9 protein-coding genes and 6 pseudogenes are annotated in these 17,914 nt (G+C 69.5%); 10 read left to right on the top strand and 5 right to left on the bottom strand.

Going from position 1 to position 17,914, the window contains the following annotated elements; genetic code table 11:
• From KAE78_RS15205 to KAE78_RS15215, 3 genes and pseudogenes are all read left to right on the top strand, one after another.
• Positions 1 to 3,407, top strand: a pseudogene (locus KAE78_RS15205) (pyruvate carboxylase).
• 37 nt (positions 3,408 to 3,444) lie between these two features.
• Positions 3,445 to 5,079 (top strand): MinD/ParA family protein, encoded by a 1,635-nt coding sequence (locus tag KAE78_RS15210; RefSeq protein ID WP_223172751.1) that lies wholly within the window; start codon positions 3,445 to 3,447, stop codon positions 5,077 to 5,079.
• Positions 5,079 to 5,570: a peptide deformylase gene (locus tag KAE78_RS15215; protein ID WP_223172752.1), complete on the top strand. Its 492-nt coding sequence runs from the start codon at positions 5,079 to 5,081 to the stop codon at positions 5,568 to 5,570. Before KAE78_RS15210 ends, KAE78_RS15215 begins: the two co-directional genes overlap by 1 nt.
• A gap of 138 nt (positions 5,571 to 5,708) precedes the next feature.
• Here the strand turns inward: KAE78_RS15215 and KAE78_RS15220 are convergent.
• Positions 5,709 to 7,531: pseudogene (locus tag KAE78_RS15220) on the bottom strand (AMP-dependent synthetase/ligase).
• A 186-nt stretch (positions 7,532 to 7,717) separates the two neighbouring features.
• On the opposite strand from KAE78_RS15220, the pseudogene KAE78_RS15225 reads away from it, so the two are divergent.
• Positions 7,718 to 8,405: pseudogene (locus tag KAE78_RS15225) on the top strand (lysophospholipid acyltransferase family protein).
• Between the two features lie 83 nt (positions 8,406 to 8,488).
• Positions 8,489 to 9,824, top strand: a pseudogene (locus tag KAE78_RS15230) (class II 3-deoxy-7-phosphoheptulonate synthase).
• Positions 9,825 to 9,940: 116 nt separating this feature from the next.
• Here KAE78_RS15230 and pknB read toward each other — a convergent pair.
• Together pknB and KAE78_RS15240 are read right to left on the bottom strand one after the other, a co-directional pair.
• Positions 9,941 to 11,876 (bottom strand): annotated as a pseudogene (pknB, locus tag KAE78_RS20035) (Stk1 family PASTA domain-containing Ser/Thr kinase).
• A gap of 73 nt (positions 11,877 to 11,949) precedes the next feature.
• On the bottom strand, positions 11,950 to 13,320 hold the full coding sequence (locus tag KAE78_RS15240) for a LysM peptidoglycan-binding domain-containing protein (protein WP_223172753.1): 1,371 nt from the start codon (positions 13,318 to 13,320) through the stop codon (positions 11,950 to 11,952).
• A 373-nt stretch (positions 13,321 to 13,693) separates the two neighbouring features.
• Here KAE78_RS15240 and KAE78_RS15245 point away from each other — a divergent pair, with 373 nt between their 5' ends.
• Positions 13,694 to 13,999, top strand: coding sequence for an Rv2175c family DNA-binding protein (locus tag KAE78_RS15245; RefSeq protein ID WP_223172815.1), 306 nt, complete (start codon positions 13,694 to 13,696; stop codon positions 13,997 to 13,999).
• Between the two features lie 8 nt (positions 14,000 to 14,007).
• Here the strand turns inward: KAE78_RS15245 and KAE78_RS19000 are convergent, their stop codons facing one another.
• Both KAE78_RS19000 and KAE78_RS19005 read right to left on the bottom strand, forming a co-directional pair.
• The gene (locus KAE78_RS19000) at positions 14,008 to 14,592 is read right to left on the bottom strand and encodes a polyprenyl synthetase family protein (protein WP_317451962.1); all 585 of its coding nucleotides are present in this window, start codon (positions 14,590 to 14,592) and stop codon (positions 14,008 to 14,010) included.
• Positions 14,529 to 15,095, bottom strand: a complete 567-nt coding sequence (locus tag KAE78_RS19005) for a polyprenyl synthetase family protein (protein ID WP_317451963.1) — start codon at positions 15,093 to 15,095, stop codon at positions 14,529 to 14,531. Before KAE78_RS19005 ends, KAE78_RS19000 begins: the two co-directional genes overlap by 64 nt.
• A 91-nt stretch (positions 15,096 to 15,186) precedes the next feature.
• Here KAE78_RS19005 and KAE78_RS15255 point away from each other — a divergent pair, with 91 nt between their 5' ends.
• From KAE78_RS15255 to KAE78_RS15270, 4 genes and pseudogenes are all read left to right on the top strand, one after another.
• Positions 15,187 to 15,567, top strand: coding sequence for a DUF3040 domain-containing protein (locus KAE78_RS15255; protein WP_223172754.1), 381 nt, complete (start codon positions 15,187 to 15,189; stop codon positions 15,565 to 15,567).
• Positions 15,568 to 15,846: 279 nt separating this feature from the next.
• A pseudogene (gene mraZ / locus KAE78_RS15260) lies at positions 15,847 to 16,277 on the top strand (division/cell wall cluster transcriptional repressor MraZ).
• Positions 16,278 to 16,289: 12 nt separating this feature from the next.
• A complete protein-coding gene (gene rsmH, locus KAE78_RS15265) occupies positions 16,290 to 17,309 on the top strand; it encodes a 16S rRNA (cytosine(1402)-N(4))-methyltransferase RsmH (protein WP_223172756.1) in 1,020 nt (339 codons plus the stop codon).
• Positions 17,306 to 17,902 (top strand): hypothetical protein, encoded by a 597-nt coding sequence (locus KAE78_RS15270; protein ID WP_223172757.1) that lies wholly within the window; start codon positions 17,306 to 17,308, stop codon positions 17,900 to 17,902. The genes rsmH and KAE78_RS15270 overlap by 4 nt, the downstream gene beginning before the upstream one ends.
• The last annotated feature ends 12 nt before the right edge of the window (positions 17,903 to 17,914 follow it).

A 17,914-nucleotide genomic window follows, 5' to 3' on the forward strand; every position in this document is an offset into this window, starting at 1 on the left:
ATGTTCACGAAGATCCTTGTCGCCAATCGCGGAGAGATCGCCATCCGGGCCTTCCGTGCCGCCGTCGAACTGGGGGCTCGGACCGTTGCCGTCTTCCCGTGGGAGGACCGCGGCTCGGTGCACCGGCTCAAGGCCGATGAGGCCTATGAGATCGGCGAGCGGGGTCACCCGGTGCGCGCCTATCTCGACGTCGACGAGATCGTCCGGGTCGCGGTCGAGAGCGGCGCCGACGCCATCTACCCCGGTTACGGGTTCCTCTCGGAGAACCCCGATCTGGCGGAGAAGGCCGCCGCGGCCGGGATCGTGTTCATCGGACCGCCCGCGGGCGTCCTGCAGATGGCCGGCAACAAGGTCGAGGCCAAGCGCCACGCCATCGAGGCCGGGGTGCCGGTGCTGCGTTCGACGGAGGCGTCGGATGACGTCGACGCGCTCGTCGCGCAGGCCGACGAGATCGGTTTCCCGCTGTTCGCGAAGGCCGTCGCCGGCGGTGGCGGGCGCGGCATGCGCCGTGTCGAGAGCCGCGACGAGCTCGCTCCCGCCCTCGCCGAGGCGATGCGCGAGGCCGGCAGCGCCTTCGGCGACCCGCGCATGTTCCTCGAGCAGGCGGTCGTGCGCCCCCGGCACATCGAGGTGCAGATCCTCGCCGACAAGAGCGGCGAGACGGTGCACCTGTTCGAGCGCGACTGCTCGGTGCAGCGTCGTCACCAGAAGGTCGTGGAGATCGCCCCGGCGCCGAACCTCGACGACGACATCCGCGACGCCCTGCACCGCCACGCGATCGCCTTTGCCCGCTCGATCGGCTACGAGAACGCCGGCACGGTCGAGTTCCTCCTCGAGACGGCGGGGGAGCGCACCGGCGAGGTCGTCTTCATCGAGATGAACCCGCGCATCCAGGTCGAGCACACGGTGACCGAGGAGGTCACCGACGTCGACCTCGTCCAGGCGCAGATGCGCATCGCCAGCGGTCAGACGCTCGCCGAGATCGGCCTCACGCAGGACTCGATCCGCCTGCGCGGTGCGGCGCTGCAGTGCCGCATCACCACCGAGGACCCCACGCAGGGCTTCCGGCCCGACACCGGCAAGATCACCACGTACCGCTCGCCGGGCGGTGCCGGCATCCGCCTCGACGGCGGGACCGTGCACCAGGGTGCCCAGATCAGCCCGCACTTCGACTCGATGCTCTCCAAGCTCACCTGCCGCGGACGCGACTTCCCCGCCGCAGTCGCGCGTGCCCGTCGCGCGCTGGCGGAGTTCCGCATCCGCGGCGTCGCCACGAACATCCCCTTCCTGCAGGCGCTCCTGGATGACGAGGCGTTCATCTCGGGCGACGTCAGCACCTCGTTCATCGACGAGCGCCCCGAGCTCCTGCGCGGCCGCGAGTCCAAGGACCGCGGCACCAAGCTGCTCACCTGGCTCGTCGAGAAGACGGTCAACGCCCCGAACGGGCCGCGACCGCTGAGCATCGACCCGCTCAGCAAGCTCCCCGCCCTCGACGCGGCCGCCGAGCCCGTGCCCGGTTCGCGTCAGCGCCTGCTCGAGCTGGGTCCCGAGCGTTTCGCCGCCGACCTGCGCGCGCAGAACGCCCTGGCCGTCACCGAGACCACCTTCCGCGACGCGCATCAGTCGCTGCTGGCGACCCGCGTCCGTACGCGCGACCTCGTCGCCGCGGCGCCCGCCGTCGCGCAGCTGACCCCCGAGCTGCTTTCGGTCGAGGCCTGGGGTGGGGCGACCTACGACGTCGCGCTGCGCTTCCTCGGCGAGGACCCCTGGGAGCGCCTGGACAAGCTGCGCACGGCGCTGCCGAACGTCGCGATCCAGATGCTGCTGCGGGGGCGCAACACGGTCGGCTACACGCCGTACCCGACGAAGGTCACCGACGCCTTCGTGCGCGAGGCCGCAGACAGCGGCATCGACATCTTCCGCATCTTCGACGCCCTCAACGACGTCTCGCAGATGCGGCCGGCGATCGACGCCGTACGCGATACCGGGACGACGATCGCCGAGGTGGCGCTCTGCTACACCGGCGACCTGCTCAACCCCGCCGAGTCGCTCTACACGCTGGACTACTACCTGCGCCTGGCCGAGCAGATCGTGGACGCCGGGCCCACGTCCTCGCGATCAAGGACATGGCCGGGCTCCTGCGACCCGGTGCCGCCTCCACGCTTGTGCGCGCGCTGCGCGAGCGCTTCGACCTGCCGGTGCACCTGCACACGCACGACACCGCCGGCGGCCAGCTCGCGACGCTGCTCGCGGCCAGCGAGGCCGGTGTCGATGCGGTGGATGCGGCATCCGCCCCGCTCTCGGGCACGACCAGCCAGCCCTCGCTCTCGGCGCTCGTGGCGGCGCTGTCGCACACCGCGCGCGACACCGGACTGGATCTCGACGCCGTTTCGAGCCTCGAGCCCTACTGGGAGGCGGTGCGCCATCAGTACGCACCCTACGAGTCGGGTCTCCCCGGCCCCACCGGCCGCGTCTACCACCACGAGATCCCGGGCGGGCAGCTCTCGAACCTGCGCCAGCAGGCCAAGGCGCTGGGCCTCGCCGAGGACTTCGAGCTCATCGAGGACATGTATGCCGCGGCCGACGCGATCCTCGGACGCGTGCCGAAGGTGACGCCCTCCTCGAAGGTCGTGGGCGATCTCGCCCTGCACCTGGCCGCCGTCCGCGCCGACCCGGCGGAGTTCGAGGCCAACCCCGAGCGCTTCGACGTGCCCGACTCGGTCGTGGGCTTCATGGCCGGCGAGCTCGGCGACCTTCCGGGTGGCTGGCCCGAGCCCTTCCGCAGCAAGGTGCTCGCCGGGCGCGAGGTGCGCGTCGGCGTGACCGAGGTGTCGGCAGAGGACGATGCGGCTCTCGGCGGCGACAGCGAGACCCGGCGCGACGCGCTGAACCGGCTGCTGTTCCCCGGACCGACCAAGGAGCTCGCCGAAGTGCGCGAGCGCTACGGCGACGTCTCCGTGCTCGACACGGGCGACTACCTGTACGGGCTCACCGCCGGTGAGGAGCACGTCGTCGAGATCGACCGCGGCGTCCAGCTCTACGCCGGTCTCGTCGCGATCGGTGACGTGGACGACAAGGGCATGCGCACGGTCATGACCACGCTCAACGGCCAGCTGCGCCCCGTCTCGGTGCGCGACGAGGCCGTCGCCGTCGACAGCGTCGAGGTGGAGAAGGCCGACACCTCGGTGCCCGGTCAGATCGCCGCCCCGTTCTCCGGCGTCGTCACGCTCAAGACCGAGGTCGGAGCCCGGGTGCGCGCCGGCGAACCGATCGCCTCGATCGAGGCGATGAAGATGGAGGCGGCCATCACCGCATCCGTCGACGGGGTCGTCGAGCGCCTCGCGATCGGCCCGACCCAGCAGGTCGACGCCGGTGATCTTTTGGTCGTGATCCGCCCGGCACACTAACCTTGACCGGTCAGCACGATCGAGAAAGTCAGGTGGCATGAGCGGCAAGAAGGACGACGCGCATACAGAGGACGAGTCCCTGGGTGTGCTCGACGAGGCTGCGTCGGTCGACACCATGGGCATCGGCATCCTCGGCGGCACGGCGCAGGTCAGCGTCTCGCTGCCGATGACGGACGACGACTCCGATGACGATGTCGTCGACGACGACGCCGTGGTCGGGGAACTCCTCGACGGCAGCTCCGAGGACGCGGCTGCGGGGGAGATCAGCGCTGCGTCCGGGGAGGACTCCGACGTCGCGGAGGCGGATCCCGCAGAGCCCGTCGACTCCACGGCGGCCTTCGCCGACGACTCCGTCATCGTGATCGAGGTCGCACCGGAGCCCGAGCCGGAGATCGCGCCGGAGGTCGTCGTGGAGACCCCGATCGAGGAGTCGCCCGAGGAGTCGCCCGAGGCGGAGGCCGCCTTCGACGACGACATCGTCAACCTCGACGAGATCGAGATCGATGAGCCGGAGCTCGACCGGACCGCACCCGACGACACCGCAACGGATGTCGGCGCCGCCGACGGCGTCGCATCCGCCGAGGACGAGGAAGAAGACCCTCCTGTGAACGCATCCAAGGACGACAAGGCCGTCGAGACGGCTCGTCTGGCATCCGATTCCGCCCGAGTCGCGCCGCGCACGGACGTGACGCTCACCTCCAAGCGGCTGGGCGAGCTGAGCGAGCCCTCTCGCGAGTCGGCGGACCTGCTCACCTCCGACCGTCTGCTGGAGCCGAGCCATCGCGCCAAGCCCGAGCCCGAGGGCGCCTGGCCGCACTTCCTGTACACGGTCTCGGGCCGCCTCATCAACATCGGTGACAGCAAGCCGGCCCGTGCCCGCAAACAGCTCTCGGCGCGCATCGCCGGAAGCCTCCCCGGCGGCGCACGTTTCGTGGCCGTGCTCTCCCGCAAGGGCGGCGTGGGCAAGACGACCGTGACCACCCTCCTGGGGATGGCGCTGGCCGACGCCCGCGACGACCGCATCGTCGCCGTCGACGCGAATCCCGATCGGGGCACGCTCGCCGACCGCATCGCCCACCAGGGCACGAAGTCGGTGCGGGAGCTGGCCCGCATCAGCGAAGAGGTGCACGGCTACCAGGACATCTCGGCAATCGTCGGCCGCGACGCCACGCGCCTGGACGTCATCGCCTCGGATGCCGACCCCCACATCGCCGAGGCCTTCGGCGACGTCGACTACCGCCGTGTCGCCGAGGTCGCCGCGCACTACTACTCCGTCGTCCTCACCGACACGGGGACCGGCATCGTGCACTCGGTGATGACCGAGACGCTCGACCAGGCCGACCAGGTCGTGATCGTCGCCGGGCTCAGCGTCGACGAGGCGCGTCTGGCCTCGGAGACCCTCACCTGGCTGGAGACCAACGACCGCGCCGATCTCGCCCGTGATGCGATCGTCGTGCTCAACAAGGCGGTGCCGGGCAAGCCCATCGTCCAGGAGGACGAGCTGGAGAAGCACTTCGCCTCGCGCGTGCGCCACGTCGTGCGCATGCCCTACGACCCGCAGATCGCCGCCGGCGGCGAGATCGCCTTCGCCGAGCTGCAGCCGGAGACCCGGCAGGCGGCCCGGAGCCTCGCCGCGCTCGTCGTCGAGAGCCTGCGCGCCCGGTCGGCCTGATGACGGTTCGCGAGATCCGGCTCTTCGGCGACCCCGTGCTGCGCACGGTCTGCACGCCGATCGGCGACATCGACGACGGCGTGCGCGCCCTCGTGCAGGACCTGCTCGACAGCGTGGAGCTGCCGGGGCGTGCCGGGGTGGCCGCCCCGCAGATCGGCGTCGCGCTGCGGGCGTTCAGCTACAACATCGACGGCGACATCGGCTACGTGCTCAACCCGGAGCTCGTCGAGGTGCGGGGCGACCCCGTCCCGACCGGCGAGGGGTGCCTTTCGGTGCCCGGGCTCTGGCACGACGCGCTCCGGCATCCCTGGGCGCGGGTGGAGGGCATCGACCTCGACGGGAACCCGGTCGTCCTCGAGGGCGAAGGGCTGCTCGCCCAGGCGCTGCAGCACGAGACCGACCACCTCGACGGCAAGGTCTACCTCTCGCGCCTGGCGCCGGAGACGCGCCGCCAGGCGATGCGCGAGGTGCGCGAGAGCAGCTGGTTCTGATATGGCCCGGGGTCACCGCTGCGAAGCAGCGTTGAGGCGGGAACATATCAACGTTGAGCGAGCCCGCGCGCGGCGCGAGCGAGTCGAAACGGCCTGGCGTCTCTGCGGTTGACGCCAGGCCGTTCTCAGACTCGAAGCTCAGCCGACCGGCGTGTTCGTGGTCGTGACCGGCTCGCTGTAGATCGCCTCGATCTCGTCGGCGAAGTCGTCGAGGATGACGCCGCGCTTGATCGACATCTTTGGCGTCAGGTGACCCGAGGCCTCCGTCCACTCGGTGTCGAGGATCGTGAACTTGCGGATCGACTCGGCGCGCGAAACGGCCTTGTTGGCCCGGTCGATCGCCGTCTGGATCTCGTCTCGCACAGCCGCGTGCGTCGCGGCATCCGACAGCGACAGGTCTTCGGGCAGACCGTTGTTGGCCAGCCAGGTCGGCAGCATCTCGCTGTCGAGAGTCACCAGTGCCGAGATGAACGGCTTCTGGTCGCCCACGACGACGATCTGGCTGACGATCGGGTTCGCGCGCACCGGATCCTCGAGCACGGCCGGGGCGACGTTCTTGCCGCCGGCGGTGACGATGATCTCCTTCTTGCGGCCGGTGACCGTGAGGAAGCCCTCGGAGTCGATCGTGCCGATGTCGCCGGTCTTGAACCACTCGCCGTCGAAGGCCTCGGCGGTGGCCTCGGGGTTGCGCCAGTACTCCTTGAAGACGTTGATGCCGCGGACCTCGATCTCGCCGTCTTCGGCGATGCGGATGCCGACGCCGGGGATCGCGGGCCCGACGGTGCCGATCTTCGACTTGTCGGCGAGGTTCACCGTCGCCGGCGCCGTCGTCTCGGTCAGGCCGTAGCCCTCGAGGATGTGGACGCCGAGGCTGTGGAAGAAGTGGCCGAGACGCGGGCCGAGGGAGCAGAGCCCGAGACGGCGTAGCGGACGTTCCCGCCCATGGCCGTGCGGAGCTTGCTGTAGACGAGCTTGTCGAACAGCCCGAACTTGATCTTCATGCCCAGCGGGATCTTCTCGCCGTCCTGCAGGCGGCGCGAATGCTCGATGGCGACGGACGCGGCGGCGCGGAAGATCTTGCCCTTGCCTCCGGCCTCGGCCTTCTGCTCGGCCGAGTTGTAGACCTTCTCGAACACGCGGGGTACGGCCAACAGGAAGGTCGGCTTGAACGAGCCGAGCGCCTGCAGCAGTTGCTTGGTGTCGGGCTGGTGCCCGGTGCGGACGCCGGCGTGGATGTTCAGGATCGAGATGAAGCGCGCGAAGACGTGTGCGGTCGTGATGAACAGCACCGTCGAGGCGCCCGGCATCGAGACGACGACGTCGAGGGCCTTGGCCGAGTTGCGCACGAGCTCGACGAAGTTGCTGTGCGTGAGCACGCATCCCTTCGGGCGGCCGGTGGAGCCGGAGGTGTAGATGAGGGTCGCGATGTCGGAGCCGATCGCGAGATTGCGGCGGCGCTCGATCTCGGCGTCGTCGACGTCGGCGCCCTGCGCGGTGAGCGTGCTCAGCGCGTCGAGGTGCATCTGCCAGACCTCGCGCACGAGCGGGAGTTCACTGCGGACCTCGTCGACGCGGGCGTTGTGCTCGGCGGACTCGACGATGAGCGCGATGGCCCGGAGTCCTCCATGATCCACTGGATCTGCGCGGGCGAGCTCGTCTCGTAGATCGGCACCATGACCGCGCCGGCATAGAAGAGCGCGAAGTCGACGAGGCTCCACTCGTAGGTGGTGCGGGCGATGAAGCCGACCTTGTCGCCGGGCTGGATGCCGGCGGCGGCGAATCCCTTGGCCAGGGCGATCACGGCGGTCTGGAAGTCGGCCGCGCTCACGTCGCGCCACCCTCGCCTCGGGCACGGAGAACAGAGCCAGGTTCGGCGTCTTCTCCACGCGCTGGACCAGCAGATCGGTGATGTTCGCCTCGGGATCGGCGGGCACGATCGCGGGGATGTCAAATTGGGACACGGCAACTCCTTCGGTACCGGACAGTGCGGTAATTCCTCCGAGTCTAAGGCACAGGGCGTCACTGCGACGGTCGTTTTTGGGATCCAGTCGCACTGATTCTGAGACCCAGACGCAGTCGGATGCCGCAGTCTCCGGCCCGCCGGACAGCACCCTGTGCCGGGGCGGTCGAGGGCTAGAATCACGAGGGTGTTCTACTGGTTGATGAAGTACGTCGTGATCGGCCCGGTGGTCAAGGCGATCTTCCGGCCGTGGATCGTCGGGCGCGGGCACGTCCCTCCGAAGGCGCCGCGATCCTCGCGAGCAACCACCTCTCCTTCGTCGACTCGATCTTCCTCCCGCTCATGATCGATCGTCCGGTCTCGTTCCTCGCCAAGAGCGACTACTTCACCGGGAAAGGGCTCAAGGGGTGGGCCACACGTGTGTTCTTCAAGGCGACCGGACAGCTTCCTATCGACCGCTCCGGCGGCAAGGCCTCGGAGGCCTCGCTGAACACCGGCCTGCAGGTGCTCGGGCGCGGCGACCTTCTCGGCATCTACCCGGAGGGCACCCGCAGCCCCGACGGCAAGCTCTACCGGGGCCGGACGGGCATCGCGCGCATGGCGCTGGAGGCGAAGGTGCCGGTGGTCCGCTGGTCATGGTCGACACCGACACGATGATGCCGATCGGAACGCGGATGCCGCGCATCGTCCGCGTCGGCATCGTCATCGGGGAGCCGCTGGACTTCTCCCGCTACGAGGGGATGGAGAACGACCGCTACATCCTCCGTTCGGTCACCGACGAGATCATGGTCGCCCTCCAGCGGCTGGGGGAGCAGGAGTACGACGACGTCTACGCCTCTACCGTGAAAGACCGGCTCCCGGCGCGGCGCGGCTGAGCACTCGCGTGCCGCGGCCGGCGCTGCGGCACCCGCTCGTCACCGGGGTCTTCGGACCTCGCCGACCGCACTAAGCTGGAGTAATGCTCAAGCACCTCGATGCCCTCGACGCGTGGCGCTCGCTCCCGATCAAGCAGCAGCCGCAGTGGCCGGACACGGCGCACGTCGCCGCCGTCTCCGAGCAGCTCGCTGGGCTGCCGCCCCTCGTCTTCGCCGGCGAGGTCGACAATCTCCGCGATCGCCTGGCGCGTGCGGCATCCGGTCAGGCCTTCCTCCTGCAGGGCGGCGACTGCGCCGAGACCTTCGCCGGGGCCACCGCCGACCAGATCCGCAACCGCATCAAGACGGTGCTGCAGATGGCCGTCGTGCTCACCTACGGCGCCTCCATGCCCGTGGTGAAGATGGGCCGCATGGCGGGCAGTTCGCCAAGCCGCGCTCGAGCGACACCGAGACCCGCGGCGATGTCACGCTGCCGGCCTACCGCGGCGACATCGTCAACGGCTACGACTTCACCGAGGCCTCCCGCACCGCCGATCCGGGGCGTCTGCTGCAGGGCTACCACATGGCGGCCTCGACGCTGAACCTCATCCGCGCCTTCACCCAGGGCGGCTTCGCCGATCTCCGCGAGGTGCACTCGTGGAACAAGGGCTTCGCGCAGAACCCGGCCAACCAGCGTTACGAGCGCATGGCCGCCGAGATCGACCGCGCCATCAAGTTCATGGAGGCGGCCGGCGCCGACTTCGACGAGCTGCGGCGCGTGGAGTTCTTCACCGGCCACGAGGGCCTGCTCATGGACTACGAGCGCCCGATGACCCGCATCGACTCGCGCACCGACACGCCGTACAACACCTCCGCGCACTTCCTGTGGATCGGGGAGCGCACGCGCGAGCTCGACGGCGCACACGTCGACTACTTCTCGAAGATCCGCAACCCGATCGGCGTCAAGCTCGGCCCGACGACCACGCCCGAGACGGCGCTGGCGCTCATCGACAAGCTCGACCCCGAGCGCGAGCCCGGGCGTCTGACGTTCATCACGCGCATGGGCGCGGGCAAGATCCGCGACGCCCTGCCACCGCTGCTGGAGGCGGTGAAAGACTCCGGCGCCACCCCGCTGTGGGTCACCGACCCCATGCACGGCAACGGCATCACCACGCCCACCGGCTACAAGACGCGCCGCTTCGACGACGTCATCGACGAGGTGCGCGGATTCTTCGAGGCGCACCGCGCCGTGGGCACGTTCCCGGCGGCATCCACGTCGAGCTCACCGGCGACGACGTGACCGAATGCCTGGGGGGATCCGAGCAGATCGACGAGGCAGGCCTCGCGACCCGCTACGAGAGCCTGTGCGACCCGCGCCTGAACCACATGCAGAGCCTGGAGCTGGCTTTCCTCGTCGCCGAGGAGCTCGAGCGCCGCTGAGCGCGGACGACGGATGCCGCGGCATCCGTCTGGCTGCCCGTCGTCTCGGTCGAGAAGCGCGCAGCCGCTGCTGAAGGGCGATTCGTCGTTCTCGCGGTGGGACGCTGCCGATCAGCCTACGGCGATGACCCGCACCTCGGTGCCGCGCACACGCCACTCGCCGGCGGGGGATCGGTGCGCTGCACCGAGAAGATGTCCCAGAAGAACTCGGGCACGAGGGTCGTCGGTCGGAAGCCGAGACCCGTGAGCGTGTCCATGGCGTTGCGGACCGACCCGTCGCTGAGATCGGGGATCTCGATGGGCGCGGGGCCGTCCGACACGATGAGCCGCACCGTCTCGCCCGGGCGCCAGTTGCCCTCGCTGCTGCGGTCGGCGATGCCGATGACGCGGTCCGCGGCGACCGACTCGTGATGGCGGCGGGTCAGCTCGTCGTCCACGTCGAGGCCGCTCTGCTCGAGCACCCGTGTGGCGTCCGGCACAGAGAGCCCGCTGACGTCGGGCACGGGACCGACCGACACCAACAGGGTGGCCGAGTCGCCGTCGTAGAGCTCGCAGCCGTCGTTGCAGCGGTAGGAGTCCGCACCGGATGCCGGATGAATGGTCGCGCGGGCGACGGCGTCGCGCGCGGTCTGGTCGGAGAAGATGGACTCGTCGTCGTCGACGGTCACGCCGAGCGACTCCAGCTGCGCGCGGACCTCGGCCGCATCCCGACCACGGAGCGCCTCGACCCTGTGCAGCTGCGGTCCGAGGGAGACGAACACGGTCACGAGCTCGTTCGCCTCGAGCCGCTCGCCCTCCTCGGGGTCGGAGCGGATGACGACGCCCTCGGCGACCTCACGGGTATGCTCGCCCTCTTCGGCGGCACGCAGCCCCACCTCGGCGAGGACGTCTTCGGCTTCCTCGAAGCTGCTGAGGCCGGCCAGCGGCGGAACCGCGATGAGCGCTCCGGGACCGGAGCCGAACCACCAGCCGGCGCCGCCGGCGAGCACGGCCAGCAGCAGCACGAGCGCGAGCAGCCAACCGCCGCGGGAACGGCGGCGGCGGGTGCGTCGTCGAAGACGGGAGGCGTTGTCCTCCTGCCGCTCGACGGTGACGGTCGGCGCGGTGGAGGCCAACGTCCCGGGGAGCACCTTCGTGATGTCGACCGAGTCGCTGAACGCCTTCGTCGTCGCGGGCGGCGCGATCGGGGGAGCAGTCAGCGGACTGATGCCGAGTTCGCGCTCGATCTGGCGCAGACGGTCGAGCATCTCCTTGGCGTCGCGCGGGCGCTCGTCGGGCGTCTTCTCGGTCGCCCACAGCACGAGCTCGTCGAGAGGCTCGGGAATCGACGGGTTCCGGATGCTGGGACGGGGCACCGATTCTGTCGCATGCTGGAAGGCGATCTGCATGGGCTGCTCGCCCTTGTAGGGCTGCTCGCCGGTGAGCATCTCGTAGAGCATGATGCCGAGGGCGTAGATGTCGCTGCGGGCATCTGCGGTGCCGCGGGTGACGAGCTCGGGGCGAGATAGGCGATCGTGCCCAGCAACTGCTGCCCGGTGGCGGTGTTCGCGGTGGAGGCGCGCGCCAGGCCGAAGTCGCCGATCTTGATGCGCCCGTCTTCGGCGAGCAGGACGTTCTCGGGCTTCACATCGCGATGGACGATCCCGGCCTTGTGCGCGGCGACGAGGCCGGAGAGCACGGCATCCATGATCGTCACCGCCTGTTCGAGCGTGAGCCGCCGCTGCTCGCGCAGGAGTTCTCGCAGGGTGATGCCGGGAAGGTACTCCATGACGAGGTAGGCGAGCTCGCCGTCCTGCCCCTGGTCGTAGACGTTGACGACGTTCGGATCCGCCAGGCGCGCGGCGGCGCGGGCCTCCTGGATGAAGCGGCTCTGGAAGACCGAATCGTCGCTCAGATGCCCGTGCATCACCTTGAGCGCGACACGGCGCTCCAGGCGCAGGTCGGTGGCGACGTACACGGTGGCCATCCCGCCCGGGCGATGCGCGCGCGCACCCGGTAGCGGCCGTCAACAAGCTGCCCGATGAGAGGGTCGGCCTGCTGATTCGAAGTCACATCGCGAGTCTATGGAGAAACCGCGAACCTGCAGGGGAGGCGCACCCCTGAAGGCGCGAGATTCCGCCGTGTTTCAGCCGTGGAGGGCGAGCCACTGATAGGCCTGTGTCTCCCACTGGCCGTACCGGTCGGGGAAGGCCGAGATCTGCACCCGCTGTGCGGCGACAGTGAAGGCCATCGACTCCCAGCCGGCGATGTCGAGCAGCCCGCGGGTCTTGCCCGCGTTCGGGTTGCCCGGACCGCCGTAGAAGGCCCGGATGCTGCGGTCCCGGTCCATGATCTGCTCCGGTGTTCCCCAGCCCGTGCTCGGACGCTGCTGGAACAGGCCGAGCGAGTCGCGGTCGCCATAGTCGAGGTTGCGCATCGAGGACTCCACCATGGCTGCGGCCAGGGCGATGGCGATGCCGCGCTCGGAGACACCGAGTTCGCGGCCGATCCGGATGATGAGCTGGGCGTTGTCGATCTGCGCACCGCTGAGCGTCGCCGTCCGCTGCGGAGGGCTCGCGCTGCCTGCCGGCGCGCCGGAGGATCCGGAGGACGAACCCGACGACGAGCCGGAGGACGATCCCGACGACGATCCCGACGACGTGCCGCCGGGGATGGTGAGCTTCTGGCCGACGTAGATGATGGCGTTGCTGCCGATCTTGTTGGCGGTGAGGATCGCGTTGACGGTCGTGCCGTACTTCCGGGCGATGTCGTAGACGGTGTCGCCGCGGACGACAGTGTGCGTCTTCGCCGAGGCGGAGGTCTTCGGTGCGGAGGTCGATGTCTTGCTGGACGAGCTGCTGGATGAGGACGTGGTCGAGGTCGTCCCTGGGATGGTGAGCTTCTGGCCGACACGGATGAGCGCGTTGCTGCCGATCTTGTTGGCGGTGAGGATGGCCTTGACAGTGCTGCCGTACTTCTTCGCGATCGCGTAGACGGTGTCGCCGCGGACGACGGTGTGCGTCTTCGCCGAGGCGGAGGTCTTCGGTGCCGAGGTCGAGGTCTTGCTGGACGAGCTGCTGGATGAGTTGCTCGACGAAGACGTGGTCGAGGTCGTCCCCGGGATGGTGAGCTTCTGTCCCGGGAATATGAGCGCGTTGCCGCCGATCTTGTTGGCGGTGAGGATGGCGCTGACTGTGCTGCCGTATTTCTTCGCGATCGCGTAGACGGTGTCGCCGCGGACGACGGTGTGCGTCTTGGCCGTAGCCGTCTTCGATGCGGGTGGCGTGCTCTGCGTCGCGGAGGTGCCGCCTGCCGCGGCCGCTGACGAGGGAGGCGCGGTCAGACGCACGGTCTGTCCGGGGTAGACCACGCTGCGCCAGCCGAGGGTGTTCCAGTCGAGTACATCGGCGGTCGCGAGGCCGAAGCGCGAGGCGATCCCCGAGATCGTGTCGCCGCTGCGCACCGTGTAGGTCGTCGGCCGTGCGGATGCCGACTGGGCGATGTTCTCGGACGCCATACTCACGTACGACGATGTCGCGGGCACAGCCGCTCGCATGGCGGCCAGCTGTGCCACAGTCGGCACGCTGGGCACCGATGCATGGTGCCGGACAGGCTCGGTCTCGGCCGCGGCCGACGTGGGAATCAGCGTTGCGGCGAGTGTGCCGATCACGGCGATCGGTGCAGGAACGGCGCGTCGCAACAGGCTTCGGGTTGGATTGTGGTGTATCAAGATCGCCCCCTCTGACCCTGAACACGGTGTCACGAAAGTAAATTCAAGTCAATAAGAGTGACTCAAGTGGCTGGTGTGAATAGCGCTGTCGATCACGACCTGAGATAGTTGCTAGGTGGCTGAGCAAGAACTTCCGACCGTGCCCACGCAGTGGCTGACCATGCCCGAGCTGATCGAGATCCTCGGCGAATCGCAAGGGCGCGTGCGCCGTCTGCTGGCCGAGAGGTATCTGGTCGGCTCCCGGCGCAACGGCCCGCTCACCGTGCCCTCCGTCTTCATCGTCGGCGGGCGTCCGCTCGCCTCGCTGCGCGGGACGGTGATCGCCCTCCAGGACGCCGGCTTCGATGATGACGAGCTCATCGACTGGCTGCTGACCGCCGAGGAGTCCCTGGGGCGTGCGCCCATAGAGGCGCTCCTCGCGGGGCACAAGAGCGAGGTGCGGCGCGTCGCGCGTGCTCTGGCATGATCCGCCGCCTATGAGGTGCGCACGGTCGCCGCGCGCGCGAGCTCGCGCAGTTCGCTGACCGAGGCGTTGTCGAGTGCGGCGCCGCTCAGTGCCCGCTCCGCCTCCTTCGCCGACGTCGCGATGATCTCCTCGACGCGCTCCAGAGCGCCCGAGTCGCGCATCGTCGCCCGCAGCAGTCCGATCTGCTCGTCGCCGAGCCCCGGCTCTCCGAGCAGTTCGTCGATCGCCTGACGGATGCCGGCGGGCACCGCGGCGCGGGTCAGCGCCACCAGGAGCGTGCGCTTGCCTTCTCGCAGGTCGTCGCCGGCCGGCTTCCCCGTCACCTCGGGGTCGCCGAACACGCCCAGGACATCGTCGCGAAGCTGGAAGGCGATGCCCAGCGGCCTGCCGAAGGCGCTCAGCGCCGCGTGCTGCTCCGCATCCGCGCCCGCGAGCGCAGCGCCCAGAAGCAACGGGTGCTCGACGCTGTAGCGGGCGGACTTGAGCGAGACGATGCGCAGAGCGCGCGCGGCGTGCTCGTCGTCGGGAATCAGGGTCCACGCCGACTCCTCGGCGATGTCGAGGAACTGCCCGACCGTGACGTCCCGGCGCATCTGCGCATAGAGGCCCGCACGGATGCCGCATGGGCGTGCTCGGTCAGCGCCTCCTCGAGCAGATCATCGCTCCAGGCCAGGAGCAGGTCGCCGAGCAGGATCGCCGAGGAGCGGCCGAAGCCCTCTGCGTCTCCACGCCAGCGGAGCTCCTCGTGGCGGCTCTCGAGGGCGCGGTGGGCCGCCGGTCGCCCACGGCGCGTGTCGGAGTTGTCGATGATGTCGTCGTGCACGAGCGCGGCCGCCTGGAAGGCCTCCAGCGATGCGCACACGGCCCACAGTGCGTCCGGTTCGGGGGAGTGCGCGGCGGCACGGCGCGCCACGGCGCTCCACCCGGCATGGCAGAAGCGGGCCCGCATCCGCTTGCCGCCGTTCAACGCGGATTCGGCCGCATCGAAGAGGATGCCGGCATCCGGCCCGTACTCGGAGCCCGATCGTCTCATCTCCTCGACGAAGCGGCGCAGGCGCTGCTCGACCGCGCCGATCACAGGGGAGGGGGTGCTCACCTCTCCAGCCTACGAGCATTCAGCGGGAACCTAGCCTCCGGCCTCGTGCGGGACTAGAATGGAGAGACGAATTCTACCCGAGGGGGTCGCCATGCCGCTGTCTGAACAGGAGCAGCGTCTGCTCGACGAGATGGAACGCCATCTCCTCCGCAATGACGCCGATGTCGTCAGCGCGCCCTCGGGTGACCGCACGCTCAGCTACCGCAACCTCGTCTATGGCGCGCTGCTGCTCATCGTGGGCATCGGCGCTCTCGTCGCGGGCGTCATCATCGGCGATGTCGTGGGCATCGTCGTCGGCGTCGTCGGCTTCGCCGCGATGTTCGCCGGCGTGATGTTCGCGATCACCCCGTCGCGTCGCGTCTCGCCCGAGGCGACACGCCCACCTCGCCCCTCTTCGTCCGGCGGACCTTCGCAGGCGGCGTTCATGGACCACATGAACGAACGCTGGGATCGCCGTCAAGACGGTCGCTGACCGCCGCTTTCCTCTCGGCTCGGATGCTTCGGCATCCGGGCCTTTTTTCATGCCCTGAAGCGGGCTCGTCGTACGCCGGTCGGCGATTTCCCTCCACTTTCCCTCCACCGCGCTCCACCCGCGAAGAGCCTTGATTTTCTGCGGGTTTCGGTTCCTCTCCTCTCGCGTCGGTCACGACCTCTGCTGAGAGTTGTCTGCATTGTCGTAGGAAAGTGGAGGATTGTGGAGTAAAGTGGGGCACACCTCGGGAGTGGCCGGCCGAAGAGGGGTGATGGCCAGATGCTGTTGGGAACGCACACGCCGAAGCTCGACGACAAAGGGCGCGTCATCCTCCCCGCGAAGTTCCGCGAGGATCTCGCCGGTGGCATCGTCGTCACGCGCGGACAGGAGCGCTGCCTCTACGTCTTCAGCTCCGCGGAGTTCGAGTCGCTGCACGAGCGCATCCGGCAGGCACCCTCAGCAACAAGCAGGCGCGCGACTTCATGCGCATGTTCCTCTCCGGAGCGAGCGCAGAGATGCCCGACAGCCAGAACCGCATCACGATCCCCGCGCACCTGCGCACCTACGCCGGCCTGGAGAAGGAGCTCGTCGTCACCGGCGTCGGCGCCCACGCCGAGATCTGGGACGCGCAGGCCTGGAACGACTATCTGGAAAGCAATGAAGAGAGCTACTCGGACATGGAGCAGGAGGTGATCCCGGGACTGTTCTGACCTTCGGCTGCGATGCCCCGCCGCTGCCCCGGCATCCTTCCCCTGTGCCGGGTCGGACGGAGGGGATCGGAGCCGAAGGCCACCCGAGAAGACCATGAGCCTCCGCGACATCCACACCCTGTCCTGCTCGACCGCTGCGTCGAGCTGCTCGCGCCCGCCCTCTCCGAGCCCGGCGCGATCCTCGTCGACGCCACCCTCGGCATGGGCGGCCACGCCGAGGCCTTCCTCGAGCGCTTCGACGGCATCCGCCTCATCGGACTCGACCGCGACACCGACGCCCTGCGCATCGCGGGGGAGCGACTGGCGCGCTTCTCGGATCGCACCGCTCTCGTGCACACGGTGTACGACGCGATCGGACGGCACGCCGCCGGCGCCTCGGCGATCCTGTTCGACCTCGGCGTCTCCTCGCTCCAGCTCGACGAGGCCGGTCGCGGATTCGCCTACTCCAAGGACGCACCCTTGGACATGCGCATGGACCAGACCGGCGGCATCACGGCCGCCGACGTGCTGGCGACCTACAGCGAGGGGCAGCTGCGCCGCATCTTCGAGCGCTTCGGCGAGGAGAAGCTGGCCGGCCGCTATGCGCGCGCCATCCTGGCCGCGCGTCGGGAGGCGCCGCTGGAGCGCTCCGGTCAGCTCGTCGACGTCCTGGTCGCCGCGACGCCCGCTGCCGCCCAGCGCGCCGGGCACCCCGCGAAGCGGGTCTTCCAGGCTCTGCGCATCGAGGTCAACTCCGAGCTGAGCGTCCTCGCCGACGCGATTCCCGCCGCCATGGACTCCCTCCGCGTCGGCGGGCGCATCGTCGTGATGTCGTATCAGTCGCTGGAGGACCGCCTCGTCAAGCAGGCGTTCGCCGCGGCCTCCTCCTCGACGGCCCCTGCCGGGCTGCCCATGGAGCTCCCGGAGCACGCACCGCGTTTCCGCGCGCTCACCAAGGGTGCCGAGCTCGCGGACGAGGCGGAGCGCGCGCGCAACCCCCGGGCGATCCCGGTGCGCCTGCGTGCCGCAGAGAAGCTGAGGGATGCCGCATGAGCGCCGAACTCGCCTTCGTGAACCTGCCCGAGCGGGAGGCTCCGGCAGAGGCGCCCGGGCTTCGGCTGCGGGTCGTCGATCGACCTGCCCGACGGCGCCGGCCCACGCTCGCCTCCGCTCTCATCGCGGTGCTGTTCGCCGGCCTCGTCGCCGCTGCGCAGATGACCCTGTCGATCGCGACGACCCAGGACTCGTTCGTGCTCGCGGGCCTCCGTGCCGAGCAGCGCGAACTGACGCTGCAGACGCAGTCCGTACAGGCGCAGCTGACCGGCCTCAGCTCGCCGCAGTACCTGGCCGCCAACGCCGACGCGCTCGGCATGGTCGTCGCCGGCACGCCGGGCTATCTGCGGCTGAGCGATGCGACGATCCTCGGCCCGGGCGCCTCGGCGACCGGGAAATCGACGGTCCGGCCCAACAGCCGCACGAACGTGAGCAACGCACTGGTCGCCGACACGCCGCTGATCACGAATCCGAGGGCCACGATCCAGGGCGCGGTGCCGGTCGCCGGGGCGGGCCCGACCGTCGTGGAGGAGCCTGTCATAGATCTGCCGCCGGCGATCACCGATGGGCTGCCCAGCCCGAACACGCACTGAACATGAACAACG

Source organism: Microbacterium sp. NIBRBAC000506063 (assembly GCF_017968845.1).
Lineage (GTDB): Bacteria > Actinomycetota > Actinomycetes > Actinomycetales > Microbacteriaceae > Microbacterium.

Coding starts and splice junctions, on each gene's coding strand:
- KAE78_RS19000 (WP_317451962.1), bottom strand. CDS start 14,592: ATGCGCCGGGACGTCACGGTCGGGCAGTTCCTCGACATCGCCGAGGAG.
- KAE78_RS15240 (WP_223172753.1), bottom strand. CDS start 13,320: ATGGCGTCCGAGAACATCGCCCAGTCGGCATCCGCACGGCCGACGACC.
- KAE78_RS15210 (WP_223172751.1), top strand. CDS start 3,445: ATGAGCGGCAAGAAGGACGACGCGCATACAGAGGACGAGTCCCTGGGT.
- KAE78_RS15215 (WP_223172752.1), top strand. CDS start 5,079: ATGACGGTTCGCGAGATCCGGCTCTTCGGCGACCCCGTGCTGCGCACG.
- KAE78_RS15245 (WP_223172815.1), top strand. CDS start 13,694: ATGCCCGAGCTGATCGAGATCCTCGGCGAATCGCAAGGGCGCGTGCGC.
- KAE78_RS15255 (WP_223172754.1), top strand. CDS start 15,187: ATGCCGCTGTCTGAACAGGAGCAGCGTCTGCTCGACGAGATGGAACGC.
- rsmH (WP_223172756.1), top strand. CDS start 16,290: ATGCCCCGCCGCTGCCCCGGCATCCTTCCCCTGTGCCGGGTCGGACGG.
- KAE78_RS15270 (WP_223172757.1), top strand. CDS start 17,306: ATGAGCGCCGAACTCGCCTTCGTGAACCTGCCCGAGCGGGAGGCTCCG.